The organism is Agrobacterium sp. rho-8.1 (assembly GCF_033957725.1).
Classification (GTDB): domain Bacteria; phylum Pseudomonadota; class Alphaproteobacteria; order Rhizobiales; family Rhizobiaceae; genus Agrobacterium.
In genome coordinates this window covers 2,997,675-3,016,037 of record NZ_CP192788.1, presented here as the reverse complement: position 1 = coordinate 3,016,037, position 18,363 = coordinate 2,997,675, and the positions used below count along the sequence as shown (strand labels likewise).

The 18,363-nt window shown below is 58.1% G+C and carries 16 protein-coding genes; 3 read left to right on the top strand and 13 right to left on the bottom strand.

Annotation, left to right across the window (positions count from 1 at the left end):
• Positions 1-100 precede the first annotated feature (100 nt).
• From rpsO to rimP, 7 genes are all read right to left on the bottom strand, one after another.
• Positions 101-370: a 30S ribosomal protein S15 gene (gene rpsO / locus RMR21_RS14640; protein WP_067649741.1), complete on the bottom strand. Its 270-nt coding sequence runs from the start codon at positions 368-370 to the stop codon at positions 101-103.
• Between the two features lie 176 nt (positions 371-546).
• Positions 547-1,494, bottom strand: coding sequence for a tRNA pseudouridine(55) synthase TruB (gene truB / locus RMR21_RS14635; protein ID WP_498668685.1), 948 nt, complete (start codon positions 1,492-1,494; stop codon positions 547-549).
• A 3-nt stretch (positions 1,495-1,497) separates the two neighbouring features.
• Positions 1,498-1,914, bottom strand: coding sequence for a 30S ribosome-binding factor RbfA (gene rbfA, locus RMR21_RS14630; RefSeq protein ID WP_498668684.1), 417 nt, complete (start codon positions 1,912-1,914; stop codon positions 1,498-1,500).
• 73 nt (positions 1,915-1,987) lie between these two features.
• Positions 1,988-4,708, bottom strand: coding sequence for a translation initiation factor IF-2 (infB, locus tag RMR21_RS14625; protein ID WP_498668683.1), 2,721 nt, complete (start codon positions 4,706-4,708; stop codon positions 1,988-1,990).
• 102 nt (positions 4,709-4,810) lie between these two features.
• The gene (locus tag RMR21_RS14620) at positions 4,811-5,506 is read right to left on the bottom strand and encodes an RNA-binding protein (protein WP_498668682.1); all 696 of its coding nucleotides are present in this window, start codon (positions 5,504-5,506) and stop codon (positions 4,811-4,813) included.
• Positions 5,503-7,113 carry a transcription termination factor NusA gene (nusA, locus tag RMR21_RS14615; protein WP_498668681.1) on the bottom strand — a complete coding sequence of 537 codons (1,611 nt, stop codon included), beginning with the start codon at positions 7,111-7,113 and terminating at the stop codon, positions 5,503-5,505. The genes RMR21_RS14620 and nusA overlap by 4 nt, the downstream gene beginning before the upstream one ends.
• A gap of 53 nt (positions 7,114-7,166) precedes the next feature.
• The gene (rimP, locus tag RMR21_RS14610) at positions 7,167-7,751 is read right to left on the bottom strand and encodes a ribosome maturation factor RimP (protein ID WP_498668680.1); all 585 of its coding nucleotides are present in this window, start codon (positions 7,749-7,751) and stop codon (positions 7,167-7,169) included.
• 282 nt (positions 7,752-8,033) lie between these two features.
• Here rimP and RMR21_RS14605 point away from each other — a divergent pair, with 282 nt between their 5' ends.
• Positions 8,034-9,662 (top strand): MFS transporter, encoded by a 1,629-nt coding sequence (locus RMR21_RS14605; protein ID WP_498668679.1) that lies wholly within the window; start codon positions 8,034-8,036, stop codon positions 9,660-9,662.
• A 17-nt stretch (positions 9,663-9,679) separates the two neighbouring features.
• Here the strand turns inward: RMR21_RS14605 and RMR21_RS14600 are convergent, their stop codons facing one another.
• The 4 genes from RMR21_RS14600 to RMR21_RS14585 form a co-directional block, all read right to left on the bottom strand.
• Positions 9,680-10,930, bottom strand: coding sequence for an ABC transporter permease (locus tag RMR21_RS14600; protein ID WP_498668678.1), 1,251 nt, complete (start codon positions 10,928-10,930; stop codon positions 9,680-9,682).
• Position 10,931: 1 nt separating this feature from the next.
• Positions 10,932-11,612 (bottom strand): ABC transporter ATP-binding protein, encoded by a 681-nt coding sequence (locus RMR21_RS14595; RefSeq protein ID WP_498668677.1) that lies wholly within the window; start codon positions 11,610-11,612, stop codon positions 10,932-10,934.
• A gap of 2 nt (positions 11,613-11,614) precedes the next feature.
• Entirely contained in the window at positions 11,615-12,079 is a 465-nt protein-coding gene (locus RMR21_RS14590; protein WP_498668676.1) for a hypothetical protein, read from the bottom strand.
• 94 nt (positions 12,080-12,173) lie between these two features.
• Positions 12,174-13,931, bottom strand: a complete 1,758-nt coding sequence (locus tag RMR21_RS14585) for an alkaline phosphatase (protein ID WP_498668675.1) — start codon at positions 13,929-13,931, stop codon at positions 12,174-12,176.
• 352 nt (positions 13,932-14,283) lie between these two features.
• Here RMR21_RS14585 and dnaK point away from each other — a divergent pair, with 352 nt between their 5' ends.
• Together dnaK and dnaJ are read left to right on the top strand one after the other, a co-directional pair.
• Positions 14,284-16,188 carry a molecular chaperone DnaK gene (gene dnaK, locus RMR21_RS14580; RefSeq protein ID WP_174151719.1) on the top strand — a complete coding sequence of 635 codons (1,905 nt, stop codon included), beginning with the start codon at positions 14,284-14,286 and terminating at the stop codon, positions 16,186-16,188.
• Positions 16,189-16,274: 86 nt separating this feature from the next.
• Positions 16,275-17,408, top strand: coding sequence for a molecular chaperone DnaJ (gene dnaJ / locus RMR21_RS14575; RefSeq protein WP_174151718.1), 1,134 nt, complete (start codon positions 16,275-16,277; stop codon positions 17,406-17,408).
• A gap of 78 nt (positions 17,409-17,486) precedes the next feature.
• Here the strand turns inward: dnaJ and RMR21_RS14570 are convergent, their stop codons facing one another.
• Together RMR21_RS14570 and RMR21_RS14565 are read right to left on the bottom strand one after the other, a co-directional pair.
• Positions 17,487-18,044, bottom strand: coding sequence for a DUF924 family protein (locus RMR21_RS14570; protein ID WP_498668674.1), 558 nt, complete (start codon positions 18,042-18,044; stop codon positions 17,487-17,489).
• Positions 18,045-18,054: 10 nt separating this feature from the next.
• Entirely contained in the window at positions 18,055-18,267 is a 213-nt protein-coding gene (locus RMR21_RS14565) for a SlyX family protein (protein WP_042616170.1), read from the bottom strand.
• Positions 18,268-18,363 lie beyond the last annotated feature (96 nt).

Below are 18,363 nucleotides of genomic sequence, written 5' to 3'. Positions count from 1 at the left end.
GCACCGGCCCATCCGGCCCATCTTCGTTTTCGCGTCTTCGAAAAGACTGCGGGTAAAGAAACCGGCGGACTTCGTATCGAAACCCGCCGGTGTCATGTTTTTAGCGGCGGATACCGAGGGCACCGATCAGCTTGGTGTAACGGCTTTCGTCCTTCTTCTTGACGTAATCAAGAAGCGAACGGCGGCTGGAAACCATGGTCAGAAGGCCACGACGCGAGTGGTTGTCCTTCTTGTGATCCTTGAAGTGGCCTGTCAGGTTGTTGATCCGTTCGGTCAAAATTGCGACCTGAACTTCCGGCGAACCGGTATCACCTTCCTTGATGGCATATTCCTTGATGAGGGCGGCTTTGCGCTCTGCAGTAATCGACATCGGACGATCCTTTCTATTTAAGGAAAAACGGGACGCCAAGTACCGGGATGTCGTCCAGCACTGGCCATTCATTAGCGCGGGCGCTGCCCAAGCTGCCGCTGCCTATAAACCAATTGGTCTATAAAGGAAAGAGGCGATTGGGACCGCCTCTTTGGGATAGCCTGATGTTTCAGCACTCAGCCGAAAACGCGCTTGGGACGGAACTCGCCTTCGGCGATCTCACCGATGGCGACCAGCTTACCGCGCGCCGTCGCATAGGCCTCCATTTCCTGTGTCGGCGCATCACGACCGCGCAGGAGAATTGGATTGCCCATTTTCAATCGATGCGCCTGATCATCATTGATGATGAGGTGCGGCAGAGACGACAAGGCTTCGGACGTATCGATAAGGTAGGCGTCAAGCGCAGCGGCTCTCTCGTCGCGATCTTCGATGGCTTCGAATTCGATCAGCTTTGCCAAGGGCACCATGGCATCTTCCGAAAAGGGCGCGACCATGGAGCGGCGCAGTTGCGAGATGAAGCCGTAGCAGCCCAGATCGCGGCCCATGTCACGGGCGAGCGCACGCACATAGGTGCCCTTGCCGCATTCCACTTCGAAATGCGCCGTGTTGGCGTCCGGGCAGGCCAGCAGGGTTATGCGGTGGATGATGACTTCACGGGCGGGAATTTCGACCGCTTCACCGCCGCGTGCGATATCATAAGCACGCTCACCGGCAATTTTGATGGCCGAAAACTGCGGCGGCGTCTGCATGATGGTGCCGGTGTAATTCGGCAGAAGGTCACGAATTGCCTGTTCGTCGGGGCGATCGGGCGATGTGTTGAGGACCTCGCCTTCCATATCGTCAGTGGTGCGCTCTTCACCCCAGGATACGGCAAATTCGTAGATTTTGCGTCCGTCCATCACGTAAGGAACGGTCTTGGTCGCATCGCCCAGCGCAATCGGCAACATGCCGGAGGCGAGCGGATCAAGTGTTCCGGCGTGGCCGGCCTTTTGGGCGTTGAAAAGCCATTTGATTTTCGAGACGGCTTCTGTCGAGCCGAAATCGAAGGGCTTATCAAGAATGAGCCAACCGGAAATCGGCCGGCCCTTGGGCTTACGGTTTTGCTGTTTGCGTGGTTTGGACATGCTTCAGTTCTGTTCGTCGTCTTTTTCAGTTGAAGGTCCCAGATCGCGCTGAACCTCCGGCGAGCGCAGGAGCGCGTCTATCTTCTTGTAATTGTCGAAGCTGGTATCATCGCGGAACCGCAGTTCCGGCACATATTTCAGCTGACGCAGATGTGGACCGAGACGGCCACGCAAGAACTTTGCGTGACGGTTCAGCGCTGTGATCGTGTCGGTATGGTCATCGACGCCGATTGGCGTGACGTAAGCGGTCGCGATCTTGAGATCGGTCGACATGCGCACTTCCGAAATGGAAATCACCGTCTTTTCGATAAGATCGTCGTTCACCTCTCCGCGTTGCAGAATTTGGGTCACCGCAGCGCGAACCTGTTCGGCAACGCGCAGCATGCGTTGCGAAGGCGCGGATGATGTTACTTTTGCCATTTTATCAAGCCTCAAACAGAGCGAGCGCCGGTTAAGCCGGCGCCCGACAGTTTTATTTGGTGTGGCGAAACGCTTAGAGCGTTCTGGTGATGTGCTCTACGCGGAAGCACTCGATGGTGTCGCCAGCGCGGATGTCTTCGTAGTTTTCGAATGCCATACCACACTCCTGACCGACCGGCACTTCGCCGACTTCGTCCTTGAAGCGCTTGAGCGTCTTGAGCTTGCCTTCGTGGATGACAACGTTGTCGCGCACCAGACGAACACCTGCACCACGTTCGACCTTGCCTTCAACCACACGGCAACCGGCAACCTTACCGGTCTTGGTGATGTTGAAGATTTCAAGGATCTCGGCATTGCCGAGGAAGGTTTCACGACGTTCTGGCGACAGAAGACCGGACATCGCTGCCTTCACGTCATCAACCAGATCGTAGATGATGTTGTAGTAGCGAATTTCGATCCCGGCCCGTTCGGCAGCAGTACGCGCCTGCACATTGGCACGAACGTTGAAGCCGATGATGGCCGCGTTCGATGCTTCGGCAAGCGCAATGTCGGACTCGGTGATGCCGCCTGCACCGGAATGGATGATGCGCGCACGCACTTCGTCCGTTCCAAGCTTGTCCAGCGCGCCGGCAATGGCTTCGATCGAGCCCTGCACGTCGCCCTTGATAAGCAGCGGGAAGTCCTTGCGGCCTGTCGACTGCAGTTGCGTCATCATCTGTTCCAGAGAACCACGCTGACCGGTCTGACGTGCAACGGCCTTGTCGCGCGTCAAGCGCTGGCGGTACTCGGAAATTTCGCGCGCACGTCCCTCGTTTTCGACGACCGCGAAGCGATCACCGGCAGATGGCGTGCCCGAAAGACCTAGAACCTCGACCGGCATGGCAGGACCGGCTTCCTTGACGTGGTCGCCCTTGTCGTTGACCAGCGCACGCACACGGCCCCACTGATCGCCGGCAACGATGATCTGACCTGGACGCAGAACGCCCTTCTGGACGAGAACCGTTGCCACAGAGCCACGACCACGGTCGAGCTGGGCTTCGATGACCGTGCCTTCGGCAGTACGGTTCATGTTTGCCTTCAGATCGAGAATTTCGGCCTGGAGCAGAACGGCTTCGAGAAGCTTGTCGAGGTTGAGCCTGTTCTTGGCCGAGACTTCGACGTCGAGAACTTCACCGCCCATGGATTCCACGAACACTTCGTGCTGCAGGAGCTGTTGGCGAACCTTTTCAGGATTGGCTTCGTGCTTGTCGATCTTGTTGATCGCCACGATGATCGGCACACCCGCGGCTTTCGCGTGGTTGATCGATTCAATCGTTTGCGGCATCACGCTGTCGTCGGCTGCAACGACCAGGATCGCGATATCGGTTGCCTGTGCACCACGGGCACGCATGGCCGTAAAGGCGGCGTGGCCGGGGGTGTCGATGAAGGTGATCTTGTGACCGTTCTTCTCGACCTGGTAGGCACCGATGTGCTGGGTGATGCCACCCGCTTCACCGGACACAACACTCGTCTGACGAATGGCGTCGAGAAGCGATGTCTTGCCGTGGTCGACGTGACCCATGATGGTGACGACAGGAGGACGCGAAACAAGCTCGCCGCCGCCATCTTCGTCAGAAATATTGAAGATACCTTCTTCAATGTCGGATTCCGAGACGCGCTTGACCGTATGGCCGAATTCGCCTGCAATCAGCTCGGCCAGATCGGCGTCGATGACGTCGCCCGGCTTCATCATCTGACCTTCCTTCATCAGATACTTGATCACATCGACGGCCCGTTCGGACATACGCTGCGAAAGTTCCTGAATGGTGATGGTCTCAGGCAGAATGACTTCGCGCATAACCTTTTCGCGCGTTTCCTGCATCTGGCCGCGGCGGAATTTTTCCTGACGACGGCGCATGGCAGACAGCGAGCGGCCACGGGCCTGACCGTCTTCTTCCAGATTGGATGTCACCGTCAGCTTGCCACGACGACGCTCTTCTTCCGTCTTGAGGCGAGCGGCAGGCTTGGCAGGAACAGGTGTCGCGACCTTGCCACGAACCGGCAGGTTACCACGGCGCTGGTTGCTGCGTTCGTCCTCTTCCTCTTTTTCGGTCCGGCGCGCGCCTGGCGTGCCGCGTGCCGGCGTCAAGCCGGGAGCAGGTGCTGCGGCAGGCGCAACGGTCCGTGTCGTCTGCGAACGCGCATCCTGACGTGCAGGCTGTGCCGAAGCATCGGCTGGAGTTTCAACTGGGGCAACCGGCGCTGGCTGAGAGGCCGCAATCTTGGCAGCAGCAGCTTCTTCCTGGGCGCGAACCACAGCTTCTGCTTTTTCCGCTACGAGGCGTGCTTCTTCTTCAACCTTGCGACGGGCTTCATCTTCGGCGCGCTGCTTGGCTTCAACGATATCGCGGGCCTGCGCCTCTGCGAGAGCGCGGCGGCGTGCATCCATTTCACCGGCAGACAGATCATGCAGCACATTGCCGCGCGGACGATCCGGCTGGCGAGGTGGCTGCGGAGATGGCGCTGGACGCTGTTGATTACCAGACTGATGACCGCGCTGCTGAGGCTGCTGCGGACGCGGCGCGGCTGGAGCAGCGGCAGCCGGTGCGGCCGGGCGCGCGGCAATCGGTGCAATCACATGCTTTTCGTCTTCGGGACGCAATGGGCGGCGCTTGCGTGTTTCCACCACAACCGCGTTCGTGCGACCTCGACCCATATCTTGACGCACAGTGCCTTGAGACGCCCCACTCGGCTTGAGTGTCAGGGTCTTCTTGGCTGGTGCGTTCAGTGTCTTGTCGTCGTTGTTGTCGGTCATTCCGTTCCCGTTCCTTCAGACGAGAGCCGGATGACGTCACCAGACTCTGTCTCTACAATTGCTGTATCCGAACGCGGTAGACGGTCATGTCCGATAACCGCGTCATTGTGTTTCCATCCGGGCAGCGTCAATTTCTTCCCGAGGTTTTTCGCCATGGCGATACCGCTCGAGCATCTTTGCGCGCTTCACTACACCCTCACCCGCCTGTCCCGCAAGCGCGCAGGCATGGATAAAAGCATTCTGGCCCATAAGGTCGTCCATTTCCTGCTCGCTGAAGAGCTGAAAGGACGGTATTTCCGTCTCGGCGCCTGAGCCGAGGGTCCAGGCCTTGCGGGCCTGGTTTATCTTTCGCACGCCGTCGGGCGCTGCATCGGTCGCGTGAAAGACCGCAAGGGTCTTTCCCGATCGCACGGAGGCGTCGACCTTCGTCGCACCCGAGATGAACTGACCGGCTTTACGCGCCATGTTCATCATCCCGGCCAGCTGCTGCGCCATCAATCGGTCCATCATATCCAGAAGGTCCGGTCCGGCTTTCACATCCGTCTTCAAGGCACGCGCAAAGAGCTTCTTCGCAATGGCCTTTTCTATCAGGGCGCGCTCGGGTGTCACCCAGCAACCGCGCCCCGGCAATTGGCGTTTCAGGTCTGGAACAACACTCTGGTCCGGGCCTGCGACAAAACGGATCAACTCATCCGGTGTTCCGATTTGTCGTGTCACAATGCACATCCGCTCACTTGCGGTGCCTTCGAACTGGTCGTCATCGACCAATTCGTCCGGCTCATGCGCCTGCGAAATCATTCCTGATCGGCGGTATCCGCCTCCTCGACACCAAGGTCTTCCTGCTGAGCCGCAAGATCCTCTTGCGTGATCCAGCCAGCCAGAAGGCGGGCCTGAACGATCATGTTCTCAGCTTCGACTCGCGAAACGTCGAGCTTTGAGAATGTGCCCTCGAACTTCTTGGTCTCGCCATCCTTGCGTTCGCTCCAGCCAACCAGATCGTCGGCGGCGCAACCTGCAAAGTCCTCGATGGTCTTGACACCTTCTTCACCCAGCGCGACCAACATCGGAGATGTCAAACCATCGATCTGGAGAAGCTCGTCGGTAACGCCGAGTTCCTTGCGCTTTGCGTCCATTTCAGTCTCGATGCGCTCGAGATATTCCTTGGCGCGCGTCTGGATTTCAATCGCTGTATCCTCATCGAAACCGTCGATAGAGGAAATTTCGCTCAGATCCACATAGGCGAGTTCTTCGACCTGCGCGAAGCCTTCGGACGCCAGAACCTGGCCAACCATTTCGTCCACATCCAGCGCTTCCATGAAAATGCCGGTGCGTTCGTTGAATTCCTTCTGACGACGCTCCGACTCTTCGGCTTCCGTCATGATGTCGATGTCCCAGCCGGTCAGCTGCGACGCGAGACGTACATTCTGTCCGCGACGACCGATGGCGAGCGACAGCTGCTCATCGGGAACGACGACTTCGATACGCTCAGCCTCTTCGTCGAGAACAACCTTGGACACTTCAGCAGGCTGAAGGGCGTTGACGATGAAGGACGCCGGGTCCTGAGACCAGGGAATGATGTCGATCTTTTCGCCCTGAAGCTCGCCGACCACGGCCTGAACGCGCGAACCGCGCATACCGACGCAGGCGCCGACCGGATCGATCGAGCTGTCATTGGAGATAACGGCGATCTTGGCACGTGAACCCGGGTCACGGGCAACCGACTTGATCTGGATGATGCCGTCGTAGATTTCAGGCACTTCCATGGTGAAGAGCTTAACCATGAACTGCGGATGGGTACGCGACAGGAAAATCTGCGGGCCACGCTGTTCGCGGCGCACGTCATAGACGAAGGCACGAACGCGGTCGCCGTAACGCAGGTTTTCCCGTGGGATCATCTCGTCGCGACGAATGATGCCTTCGCCACGGCCCAGATCGACGATGACGTTGCCGTATTCGACACGCTTGACGGTACCGTTGATGATCTCGCCGATGCGATCCTTGAATTCGTCATACTGGCGGTCGCGCTCGGCTTCACGGACCTTCTGGACGATGACCTGCTTGGCGGACTGGGCTGCGATGCGGCCGAAATCCATCGGCGGCAGCGGATCGGCGATGTAGTCACCGATCTTGGCATCGACGTTGCGGTCGCGCGCCAGCTCCAGCGGGATCTGCGTGCCGTAGTCTTCGGCCTTTTCGACAACTTCGAGCAGACGCTGCAAGCGGATTTCGCCGGTCTTGGAGTTGATGTCGGCGCGAATGTTGGTTTCGGAACCGTAACGCGAGCGGGCAGCCTTCTGGATGGCATCGGCCATCGCGGCGAGCACGATTTCGCGGTCGATGACCTTTTCGCGCGCCACAGCATCGGCGATCTGCAGAAGCTCAAGCCTGTTAGCACTGACTGCCATTTTATGTCTCCGTATGTCGTTTTGCCCGCGTTATCAGGGCTTATACGTTGGAATTAGTCTTCGTCTGCTTCTTCGTTCTGGTTGGCAGCTGCGGCCTTGGCCTGCTTGTCCGCCTTCAGCGCGTCGCGAATGAGTTCATCCGTCAGGATCAGCTTCGCGTCGGACAGTGTGTTGAACGGGATCATCACCACCGGCTCTTCGCCGTAGGCGATCTGGTCACGTTCAAGCTTGAAACCGTCTTCTTCGACGCCCGCGATCTTGCCACGGAAGCGCTTGCGGTTATCCACCAGGATCGACGTCTCGACCTTGACGATATGGCCCTGCCAGCGGGCAAAATCGATCTTGCGCACCATCGGCCTGTCGATGCCGGGCGACGACACTTCCAGATGATACGCCGTTTGAACGGGATCTTCTACATCCAGAACCGGAGAAATGGCGAGCGACACCGCTTCGCAGTCCTGAACGGTCATGGTTCCGTCTTCACGTTCGGCCATGACCTGCAAGGTCGAACCGTTCTGATTGGACAGGCGAACCCTGACCAGCAGATAGCCCATGCCTGTCAGCACCGGCTCGATGATCTCGGCGATGCGTTGATCTACGCCCGTTTCAGTTATCAGTCTTGGTTCGGCTTCTGCCATTCTGGCCTTCCGGTCTCATGTCCAACACCGGCGTTCGTGCCGGTTTTAAGGGCGCCTAACGAAAAAGAGCGGGGCCTTGCGACCCCACTCTTCATCAGACGATCAAGAATTTGAAGGTCCGTATAAACCCTTACGGCCGATAATGCAAGGATAAGGCGCAAGCGCCGCTAAATTGGCTATCGCCACAATTTTACCTTGGCAGAGCCTGAAACAGTAGCATCCTCTCAAACGGCGTCTATAGTGTCTGCCGCATCACCAGCAATTGCATCCATTGGACTGCCCGTGCCCGATAGAAAATCTCCCCTCACGCCGCTCAAGCATCAAACCTACAGAACGATCTGGTTTGCAAGCATCGCCTCCAATTTCGGCGGCCTCATTCAGGCGGTGGGTGCTGCATGGATGATGACGGCGCTGTCCTCGTCGGAAAACATGATCGCATTGGTGCAGGCCTCGACCTCCCTTCCCATCATGCTGTTCTCCCTTGTGTCAGGCGCGCTTGCGGACAGTCTCGACCGCCGCCGTATCATGATTTCGGCTCAGTTCCTGATGTTGACCGCTTCCGTCATGCTGACCGTTTTTGCCTGGTTTGGCTGGCTATCGCCCTGGTTGCTGTTGTTTTTCACCTTCATGATCGGTTGCGGCACGGCTCTCAACAATCCGTCCTGGCAGGCATCCGTCGGCGAAATGGTGCCGCGCGAAGACCTGCCAGCAGCCGTGACCCTCAACAGCGTCGGCTTCAATATCACCCGCAGCGTCGGTCCCGCCATCGGCGGTGTCATCGTCGCGATTGCGGGGGCGGCGGCAGCGTTTCTCGTCAACACCTTCAGCTATTTCACGCTGATCTATGCACTCATCAAATGGCAGCCGCCAAAAAATACGTCGACCTTGCCACGTGAGCATCTGTTGGCCGCGATTTCGGCGGGAATGCGCTACGTGGCGATGTCGCCGAATATCGGCAAGGTTCTGGTTCGTGGCTTTCTGTTCGGTCTGTCGGCCAGCGCGATTTTGGCTCTCATGCCGCTTGTCGCCCGCGATCTCGTGCAGGGCGGGCCGTTGACCTACGGCATCATGCTCGGCGCTTTCGGTGTCGGCGCCATCGGTGGAGCGCTGATCAGCGCGCGTCTGCGTGAAACGCTGAGCAGCGAATGGATCGTACGCGTCGCCTTCCTCGGTTTCGCCTTCAGCGCCGGTGTGACGGCCATCAGCACCAACGCGATTCTGACGGCACTTGTTCTAACGGTCTCTGGCGCAAGCTGGGTGCTGGCGCTTTCGCTGTTCAACACCATCGTGCAACTGTCGACGCCACGCTGGGTGGTGGGACGCGCGCTGTCGCTCTACCAGACACTGACCTTCGGTGGCATCGCGGTGGGCAGCTGGCTGTGGGGCTCGCTGGCGGAAGATTACGGCCTGACCTATTCGCTGCTCTGTTCGTGCGTGCTGATGCTGCTGGGCGTTCTCGTCGGTTTCAAGCTGACCATGCCCGCTTTCGCATCGCTCAATCTCGATCCGCTCAACCGCTTCGTGGAGCCGAACCTTCGCCTCGACATCAAACCCCGCAGCGGCCCCATCGCCATTCTGGTCGATTACGAAATCGACGACAGCGACCTGCCGGAATTCATGGCCATCATGGTCGAGCGGCGACGCATTCGCCTGCGGGACGGCGCGCAGAACTGGACGCTGATGCGCGATCTGGAAAACCCCGACATCTGGACGGAAATCTACCACGTGCCAACCTGGGTGGAATATGTGCGCCACAACCACCGTCGCACCCAAGCCGACGCGGAAAGCTGGGACAGCATTTTAAAGCTGCACCGCGGTGCGACCCGCCCGCGCGTTCACCGGATGATCGAACGTCAGGCGATACCGCCGCAGGACGACATCTTCCACAAGGCGCATATCGAGCCGCATTGAAGTCCGACCAGTGTCGCTTATCCGCGAAGCGCTTGCGCAGGTGACTGGCGGTAAGCCAGCCATGCAGGCAGGATTGCCAGAGCCGCTGCGACGACAAGCAACACAGCAGCTTGGGTAGCATCAGCCCGCGCAAATTCCACCGGCATAACGACGCCACTTTTGGCGACGAGCATGCCGGTGATGATGTTTGCGGCCGTAAAGCCGATGGCAAAGCCCAGCGCGATGCCTGTTGCAAACAATGCAAACAATTCCGTCCAGACAATCAGCGAGATCGAGGATCGTGGTGCACCGAACGCACGCAAGGCACCGATCTGCTTTCGCCTTTGGACGATATGCGTCAGCGTGACGAGAATGAGGGATGCGCCAACCAGCCCTTGCGCGCCGATAGCGACCACAGACAGAACCTGCCGTGCATCGCCCAGCGTCGCATAGAGTTTGGTCAACACTTCGCCGGGAAACACCGCCATCGTATTTCCCTGCCGGTACTGCTGGCGCAGCTTGTAGGCGTCCGCGATGGTTTTCGGTTTCACGAGGATTGCCGGTACACCCGGTGTTTGCGCTGTAAATGTCTCGTTCAGCCCGGCAGCCTCACCCTCTTCATGGGAATGTGCGTGGACATCATGGCTTTCGGCTTCATGGGCGTGATCTTGCCCTTCCTCATGCGCCTCCATGCCGTGAATGTGCCAGACGGAGCTGATCGGCACCAGAATGGCCCGATCCCACGGCGTTCCGGTGGGCTTCAGACGGCCCTCTACATGATAGATGATCTCGGTATGGGTATGACCGCCCTCTTCCGGTGCGCCATGCATCGGTTTGATCTCAGCGCCAATGGGCAAATCTACGGCAGAACCGATTACGGCGTCTTCGCCATCGGCAAAGCCCTGACCTTCCAAAAAACCGCTGGCCGTGTTTTTGATGAGAGCGGTCGTCGTTCCGACAATTGGATAGCCGGCAAAGGAATCTCCGAAACCGACTGGTCCGGCCCATGCGACACGCGGATCGTTCGTCAGGGATGCCAAGGTTTCGCCACTGACCAGCGGCAACGGTGCCGCTTGGAGGAAGACCGAGGATAGAACCAGTTGCGTCTCGCTGCCAGCCGCACCAACGACGAGATCAAACTTGTCGGCTGCTCGGGCCGTCCCCAGGCGCAAAGCGCGTTCCTGCAATGTCACGGTGACGCCGAGCGCCGTTGCGAGGGAAACCAGCAGGACGACGACAAGCGAGCCTGCCCAGAGCCGTTTCAGATCGGAGAGAATAAAACGGATCATATCAGGCCTTCCCGGCGGTGTCGGACAGGATCCGGCCATTGGCGAATTCCAGACGGCGGTCGAGGCGTTGTGCCAGAAGCCTGTCATGGGTGATAACGATGAGCGTCGTGCCTTCCGCCCTTGCCAGCTCGACCAGCAGGCGGCCGATGGCCTCACCATTGTCGGGATCGAGACTTGCAGTCGGCTCATCGGCAACGATGACACCCGGTTTTCGCAACAGAGCCCGCGCAATGGCAACGCGCTGCATCTCACCACGCGACATGGTGTCGATGTTCTGATCCGGCCTACCAAGACCGGTTTTTTCGAGCAGAGCCTTGGCGCGCTTGCCATAGTCACTGGACATGGCGCGTGCGAGGCGAACCGGGAGCAGGACGTTTTCGATGGCGGACAGACCGGGCAAAAGGTGAAACTCCTGCATGACGAGCCCGACATTTTCGCCGCGCCAGCGATCTCGTCCGGTTTCGGTCAATCCGGCGATATCACGATCACTCCAGACAACCTTGCCCTCGCGGACCCGTTCCAGTCCGGTAATGATATTGACGAAGGTGCTCTTGCCCGAGCCCGAAGCGCCCGTGATTGCCATGGTCTCACCGGCAGCGACGCTCAAGGCGTCGATGGACAGAACAGGCGTTGCAAGTCCGGGGAAAGAGACGGTCAGGCCGGATATGGTCAGTGACAGCATGTTTACGAGACCGAATATTCTGCATCACGAATGCGCACGAGACTGACGAACCCCGTTTCCGGGTCGGTCCACGAGCCATACTCTAGCACGCCCCTGACCTCGATCGTGGTGCTTGGCTGCACGAAGGTCTGTTTTTCGGAGAGATAGACGACGACGATATTATCGGGCCAGTCGGAATCGGACGAGCAGAACGGGCAGAGCGCCATTGGAATCTCTGTCAGCACGAAAAAGGCAGCCTCAGCTTTGAGCGGCGGAGCCATGAAGCCCTTCATGCGGATATCCTGGCCGCTCAATTGCTTGAGTTTATCGGAAAATTCCAGCCCGAGCACGCCGACCTTGCCATACATCTCATCGAAGGTCAGCGTCGACGGGGACGCATAGGATTGACGAGCGGCAAGCGAGAATGCCGCCAGACTGGCAAGTTGAAGAGACTGCCTGCGGGTTAGCATGGGGAAAGAGCGCGCCATGACGATCTCCGATTTGGACCTGTCTGGATTATTCTAGAACGAGGCGATCCGGCCCGCATGATGCGAGCCGGATCGTTATCACTCAATGCATGGCTTACTGCGTCTGCTTTACGCCGAGCGCAAACGTATCGGCCAGTACGCGGTAGACGTCGCTCTGTTCCATATAGCCCTTGAACTCTTCCGAGCCGGGACCGGTGGACTGAAGCACGATATCGTCGACGGCATGAACGCCGCTATCGCCTTCTTTCGGGATGTTGCCCTGGACGAAAACGGCGCCCGGAACGTTCTTGTAGGCTTCGTTGGCGATATATTCCTTCTTTTCGTTCTGGATTGCCGGAACGAAAGGACCATCCATCTTCGGACGGAATGTTTCATAATGGTCAGGACCATTATTGGCATTGAGGAACAGACGGCGGCTGACGTCGATCCGGTCCGGATAACCATCGCCATCCTTGTCTTCGTAGTTCGGGAATCCGGCTTCCGCATAGGTCCCGACCTTGGCGCGCATTTCATCGCCCGGCTTGTCGTCATCGACGGTGCCGATGATGGAAACGCCATGGGTGTGGTCGCCGGTGACGACGATCAGCGTATCCGGGTTTTTCGCCGCAAATTCGCGGGCGACGCCGACGGCCTTGTCGAATTCGATGGTTTCCATCACGGCGCGATCCCAGTCCAGCGGGTGGGACATCTTGTCGATGTTTGCCGCTTCAACCATCAGGAAGAAGCCGTCCTGGTTCTTCGAAAGCTCACCAAGAGCGGCCTTGGTCATATCGACGAGACCAGGCTGGTTCGGAAACTTGTCGACGGTTCCCTTCTTAAGGAAGTTGCGGTCAAGAACCGCATCCATATTCGACGGGTGGAAGAGACCCAGAAGCTTGCCCGTGTTGGAACCTTCGGCTTTTTCCAGCTCGCTCTTGTCGGTTGCCAGCGTGTAACCGGCTTCCTTGAACAGCTTGATGTAATCCTTGTCGTCCTTGCGCTTGGAGCCGGGCGTGTCCTTGCCAAGGAAGTAGGCGGAGCCACCACCCAGAACGACCTCTGGCTTGACGTCGTACATCATGCCGGTGATCTCGGCCTTGTCGGCGCGTTTACGGGTATGAGACACGACGGCCGCAGGCGTTGCGTCCTGCAATTCGGAGGTCGTGACGATGCCGATCGACTTCTTGGTCTGGCGGCGCAGCGCCTCTGCCATCGTCTCGACGCGTGGGTCGTCAAGGCTTGCAGGCGTGCGGTCGCCATATACACCAAGCGCGTTCACGGCTGTCTTGTGGCCGGTCATATAAGCGGACATGGTGTTGGCGCTGTCGGTGGCGACAGCTTCTGTAGAGGATGTACCGATGAACGCCATGCGGTCCATCTCGTCCATGTTGAGGCGACCGTTGGCTTTGCCTTCAGTCATGCCCTTGGACATGATGCGGGCCGCCGTGCGGTGGGCAACCGAAAGGCCATCGCCGAGCAGGAAGATGATATTCTTGGCTTTTGGCTTCTCAGGCGTGCCATAAACCGTCCATGTGACGTTTTTGGTTTCGGAGCCTGCCGAGACCTCGACCTTGTAATCTCCAGCCTTGGCGATCTTAAGTCCGCGCAGAATGACAGCAGACCCGAGCACCTTGTCTTCCTTGCCCTTTTCTTCCGCCGTGAACGTAACGTCGGACCCGAAGACAGCCTTGTAATCCTGGCCATTGACCATGATCTTGACGTCTTCAGGTTTTACGACGCTCTTGAACTCGACCTTGAAATCAAAAGGCGAGCCGGACAGGATCGTCGCGCGGTCGAGGGGATAAACGGTCGCAGCCTGTGCGGCACCGGCAAGAACGGTGGTTGCGACAAGCAGCGCGAGAAATTTGCGCATGGTAACCTCGCGGGATGGGTGTTTGGTTGAAGATACATTCGCCTATAGGGGCCGTGCGTGACAGACACGTGACGGTTTCCAAGGATTTGGCTTCGATACCCAAACGTCCAATGTTTCTTGCATTCGGATCCAATGTCTGCACGCGCAGGGGCTTCATTCGCATATGAGGGCTTCATTTCTTTTTTTTGCACCTCTCAGCAGCGCTATCGCCTTGCAGCCTGAAAAATCGCTCCTTATATACCCCGCAGACCAGCAGAAATGCTGACAAAACCGGAAGACCCATCCAAGTCAAGGAGTTGTCAGTGGAATGCCTCCCGGGGTTCCGACAACTCGCTTCAAGGAGAGAAGAAAAATGGCAAAAGTAATCGGTATCGACCTTGGCACGACCAATTCCTGCGTTGCAGTGATGGACGGCAAGGATATTAGAGTTATTGAAAACGCGGAAGGTGCGCGCACGACCCCTTCCATGGTTGCATTCAGCGACGATGGCGAGCGTCTGGTCGGCCAGCCTGCTAAGCGTCAGGCCGTCACCAACCCAACCAACACCCTGTTTGCCGTGAAGCGTCTGATCGGTCGCCGTTATGAAGACCCCACTGTCGAGAAAGACAAGGGCCTCGTTCCGTTCGAGATCGTCAAGGGTGACAACGGCGACGCCTGGGTTCAGGCACAGGGCAAGGGCTACTCCCCTTCCCAGATTTCTGCCATGATTCTTCAGAAAATGAAGGAAACAGCCGAATCCTACCTTGGTGAAAAGGTCGAAAAGGCCGTCATCACGGTTCCCGCCTACTTCAACGACGCACAGCGTCAGGCAACCAAGGACGCAGGCCGGATCGCCGGTCTTGAAGTTCTGCGCATCATCAACGAGCCGACCGCTGCCGCCTTGGCCTATGGCCTCGACAAGAAGGAAGGTAAGACGATTGCCGTGTACGACTTGGGTGGCGGCACTTTCGATATTTCCGTTCTGGAAATCGGCGACGGCGTTTTCGAAGTGAAGTCCACCAACGGCGATACCTTCCTTGGCGGCGAAGACTTCGACATGCGTCTGGTCGAATATCTGGCTGGCGAATTCAAGAAGGATCAAGGGATTGATCTGAAGGGCGACAAGCTTGCGCTTCAGCGCCTGAAGGAAGCCGCTGAAAAGGCAAAGATCGAACTGTCGTCTTCGCAGCAGACCGAAATCAACCTGCCGTTCATCACGGCGGATGCGACTGGTCCTAAGCACCTGACACTGAAGCTGACCCGCGCCAAGTTTGAAAGCCTGGTTGACGATCTGGTCCAGCGCACCGTTGCACCGTGCAAGGCAGCGTTGAAGGATGCTGGCTTGACTGCAGCCGAAATTGAAGAAGTGGTTCTCGTCGGCGGTATGAGCCGCATGCCGAAGGTGCAGGAAATCGTCAAGCAGCTGTTTGGCAAGGAGCCGCACAAGGGTGTGAACCCTGATGAAGTGGTTGCCATGGGTGCAGCCATTCAGGCTGGCGTTCTGCAGGGTGACGTTAAGGACGTTCTGCTTCTCGACGTGACACCTCTGTCGCTCGGCATCGAAACACTGGGTGGCGTCTTCACACGTCTGATCGACCGTAACACGACGATCCCGACGAAGAAGAGCCAGACCTTCTCGACAGCCGAAGACAGCCAGTCTGCCGTGACCATCCGCGTTTCGCAGGGTGAGCGCGAAATGGCCGCCGACAACAAGTCGCTTGGTCAGTTCGACCTCGTTGGCCTGCCGCCGGCACCCCGCGGCGTTCCGCAGATCGAAGTCACCTTCGATATCGACGCCAACGGCATCGTGCAGGTTTCCGCCAAGGACAAGGGTACCGGCAAGGAACAGCAGATCCGTATCCAGGCATCTGGTGGTCTTTCAGACGCCGACATCGAAAAGATGGTCAAGGATGCCGAGGCCAATGCCGAGACTGACAAGAAGCGTCGCGCCGGTGTGGAAGCCAAGAACCAGGCCGAAAGCCTGATCCACTCCACCGAGAAGTCGGTGAAGGAGTATGGTGACAAGGTTTCCGAGACGGACCGCAAGGCCATCGAAGATGCCATCGCAGCGCTGAAGACGTCTGTTGAAGCATCCGAGCCGGATGCAGATGACATTCAGGCCAAGACACAGACACTTATGGAAGTCTCCATGAAGCTTGGTCAGGCGATCTATGAGGCGCAGCAGGCTGAAGGCGGCGAAGGCTCTGCGGAAGGCGGCAAGGACGATATCGTCGATGCCGACTATGAGGAAATCAAGGACGACAAGAAGTCCGCCTAAGTGTGGATCTTGAAACCCAATTGATGCTTGACTGAAATCCGGCTGCCTCGTGCAGCCGGAAATCCATTTCCGGGGCTTGTTGATTAATGGCGAAAGCAGACTTTTACGAAACACTTGGCGTTGGCAGGACAGCTGACGAAAAAGAGCTGAAAAGCGCCTTCCGCAAACTCGCGATGAAGTATCATCCGGACAAGAATCCTGGTGACGCCGAGTCCGAGAAAAAATTCAAAGAACTCAACGAAGCCTATGAAACACTGAAAGATCCGCAAAAGCGGGCTGCCTACGACCGGTTCGGTCATGCGGCCTTCGAGCAAGGCGGAATGGGCAATGCAGGCGGCGGCTTCGGCGGCGGTGCCAGCGGCGGGTTCTCCGATATTTTCGAAGACATTTTCGGTGAGATGATGGGAGGCGGGCGGGCGCGTCGCTCCAGCGGCGGACGCGAACGTGGTGCCGATCTTCGCTACAACATGGAAATTTCGCTGGAAGAGGCCTTCGCAGGCAAGACCGCGCAAATCCGTGTCCCGACGTCCATCACCTGTGATGTCTGCACCGGTTCGGGCGCAAAGCCCGGTACGCAGCCGAAAACCTGCGCCACCTGCCAAGGCTCTGGCCGCGTGCGCGCAGCGCAGGGTTTCTTCTCAGTGGAACGGACCTGCCCGACCTGTCACGGTCGCGGACAGACGATCACCGATCCTTGCACCAAGTGCAATGGTCAGGGCCGTGTGACGGAAGAGCGCTCGCTGTCGGTCAATATTCCAGCCGGTATCGAGGATGGCACGCGCATTCGCCTGCAAGGCGAAGGCGAGGCCGGTATGCGGGGTGGCCCGTCCGGCGACCTCTACATCTTCCTGTCGGTGCGACCGCACGAGTTCTTCCAGCGCGATGGTGCCGACCTCTACTGCGCAGTGCCCATCTCGATGACGACGGCAGCGCTAGGCGGCACGTTCGATGTGACGACGCTTGACGGCACGAAGTCGCGCGTGACCGTGCCCGAGGGTACACAGGCGGGCAAGCAGTTCCGTCTGAAGGGCAAGGGGATGCCTGTGCTGCGCTCTGCGCAGCAAGGCGATCTCTATATCCAGATCCAGATCGAAACACCGCAGAAGCTGACGAAACGGCAGCGCGAACTGCTACAGGAATTCGATGAACTGTCGTCCAAGGATAACAACCCTGAATCCACCGGCTTCTTTGCCCGGATGAAGGAATTCTTCGACGGTTGATGTCAGCCTTTGACGTCTACGACAAAGCCGCGCTTCGACAAGAATGCGCGGCTTTTTCATGCGGTAATGTCAACTCGATCAGCCGGCAAACCCGCCCTCTTCCAGAAAGCGTTTTTCGTCCGCAGTGCTCTTGCGCAGCAGAACTTCGTTTCGATGCGGAAAACGACCGAAGCGTTCGATGATGTCGCGATGTTCTATCGCAAACGGCAGATAGCGTTCACCCAGCGGTTCGCACAGCTTGCAGCATAGGTGCTGGTCCTCAAGGTCTTCCGAATGCATCAAAGAGAGATAAAGGAAGATGCGAAGCTCGGGATCGATTGTCTTGTCATGGCCTCGCCGCAGGACTTCTTGAGTGTAGTGGCGAGCGAGCGGGTCCGTCGCGTACATATGCGCCGTGCCGCGAAAGCAGTTGCGGGGAAACTGATCCAGCAGCAGCAACAGCAACAGAGCGAGGCTGTCCTCAGCGGTCTCTAACCACGTTTCCAGCTCGCGCCGTGCGGCGGTGAAATGCAAATCCCTGAAGCGGTCATGGAACGTTGCGTCGAATTGAGCGTCCTTGTCGAACCACTTTTCAGGTCCAGCATCTTTCCAAAACGCCATAACATCGGAAGCAGACATGGCAATGCCTTTGCTCATGGTGCTGTCCTCAATAATGCGGGGGCTTGGTGATGGCGGGGGCCTCGAGCGATTGCTCCTCGAGGTTCAGGAAACGGTCGGTCAGCCGGTCCAGCTTGGCGCGCGTCTGCTCGACCACTTTCCATTGCTCGGTCAACTGGTCTGAAAGCTCTTCGATGGTTTTTGCCTGATGCGCCACGGTTTCTTCGAGCGCAATGATACGGTTTTCGCTGTCGTCGGCCATGGGATCTCCTGTCAAAGGCCTGCTTTGCCAGCTTTGTATCCCACAAACAAGACAGAGGCCGGACATGATGCCCGGCCCCTGACATTTTCGAGATCG

What these genes read in the sequence shown, in the direction of transcription:
- rpsO (WP_067649741.1), bottom strand. Translation starts at nt 370, where the DNA reads ATGTCGATTACTGCAGAGCGCAAAGCCGCCCTCATCAAGGAATATGCC.
- truB (WP_498668685.1), bottom strand. Translation starts at nt 1,494, where the DNA reads ATGTCCAAACCACGCAAACAGCAAAACCGTAAGCCCAAGGGCCGGCCG.
- rbfA (WP_498668684.1), bottom strand. Translation starts at nt 1,914, where the DNA reads ATGGCAAAAGTAACATCATCCGCGCCTTCGCAACGCATGCTGCGCGTT.
- infB (WP_498668683.1), bottom strand. Translation starts at nt 4,708, where the DNA reads ATGACCGACAACAACGACGACAAGACACTGAACGCACCAGCCAAGAAG.
- RMR21_RS14620 (WP_498668682.1), bottom strand. Translation starts at nt 5,506, where the DNA reads ATGATTTCGCAGGCGCATGAGCCGGACGAATTGGTCGATGACGACCAG.
- nusA (WP_498668681.1), bottom strand. Translation starts at nt 7,113, where the DNA reads ATGGCAGTCAGTGCTAACAGGCTTGAGCTTCTGCAGATCGCCGATGCT.
- rimP (WP_498668680.1), bottom strand. Translation starts at nt 7,751, where the DNA reads ATGGCAGAAGCCGAACCAAGACTGATAACTGAAACGGGCGTAGATCAA.
- RMR21_RS14600 (WP_498668678.1), bottom strand. Translation starts at nt 10,930, where the DNA reads ATGATCCGTTTTATTCTCTCCGATCTGAAACGGCTCTGGGCAGGCTCG.
- RMR21_RS14595 (WP_498668677.1), bottom strand. Translation starts at nt 11,612, where the DNA reads ATGCTGTCACTGACCATATCCGGCCTGACCGTCTCTTTCCCCGGACTT.
- RMR21_RS14590 (WP_498668676.1), bottom strand. Translation starts at nt 12,079, where the DNA reads ATGGCGCGCTCTTTCCCCATGCTAACCCGCAGGCAGTCTCTTCAACTT.
- RMR21_RS14585 (WP_498668675.1), bottom strand. Translation starts at nt 13,931, where the DNA reads ATGCGCAAATTTCTCGCGCTGCTTGTCGCAACCACCGTTCTTGCCGGT.
- dnaK (WP_174151719.1), top strand. Translation starts at nt 14,284, where the DNA reads ATGGCAAAAGTAATCGGTATCGACCTTGGCACGACCAATTCCTGCGTT.
- dnaJ (WP_174151718.1), top strand. Translation starts at nt 16,275, where the DNA reads ATGGCGAAAGCAGACTTTTACGAAACACTTGGCGTTGGCAGGACAGCT.
- RMR21_RS14570 (WP_498668674.1), bottom strand. Translation starts at nt 18,044, where the DNA reads ATGAGCAAAGGCATTGCCATGTCTGCTTCCGATGTTATGGCGTTTTGG.
- RMR21_RS14565 (WP_042616170.1), bottom strand. Translation starts at nt 18,267, where the DNA reads ATGGCCGACGACAGCGAAAACCGTATCATTGCGCTCGAAGAAACCGTG.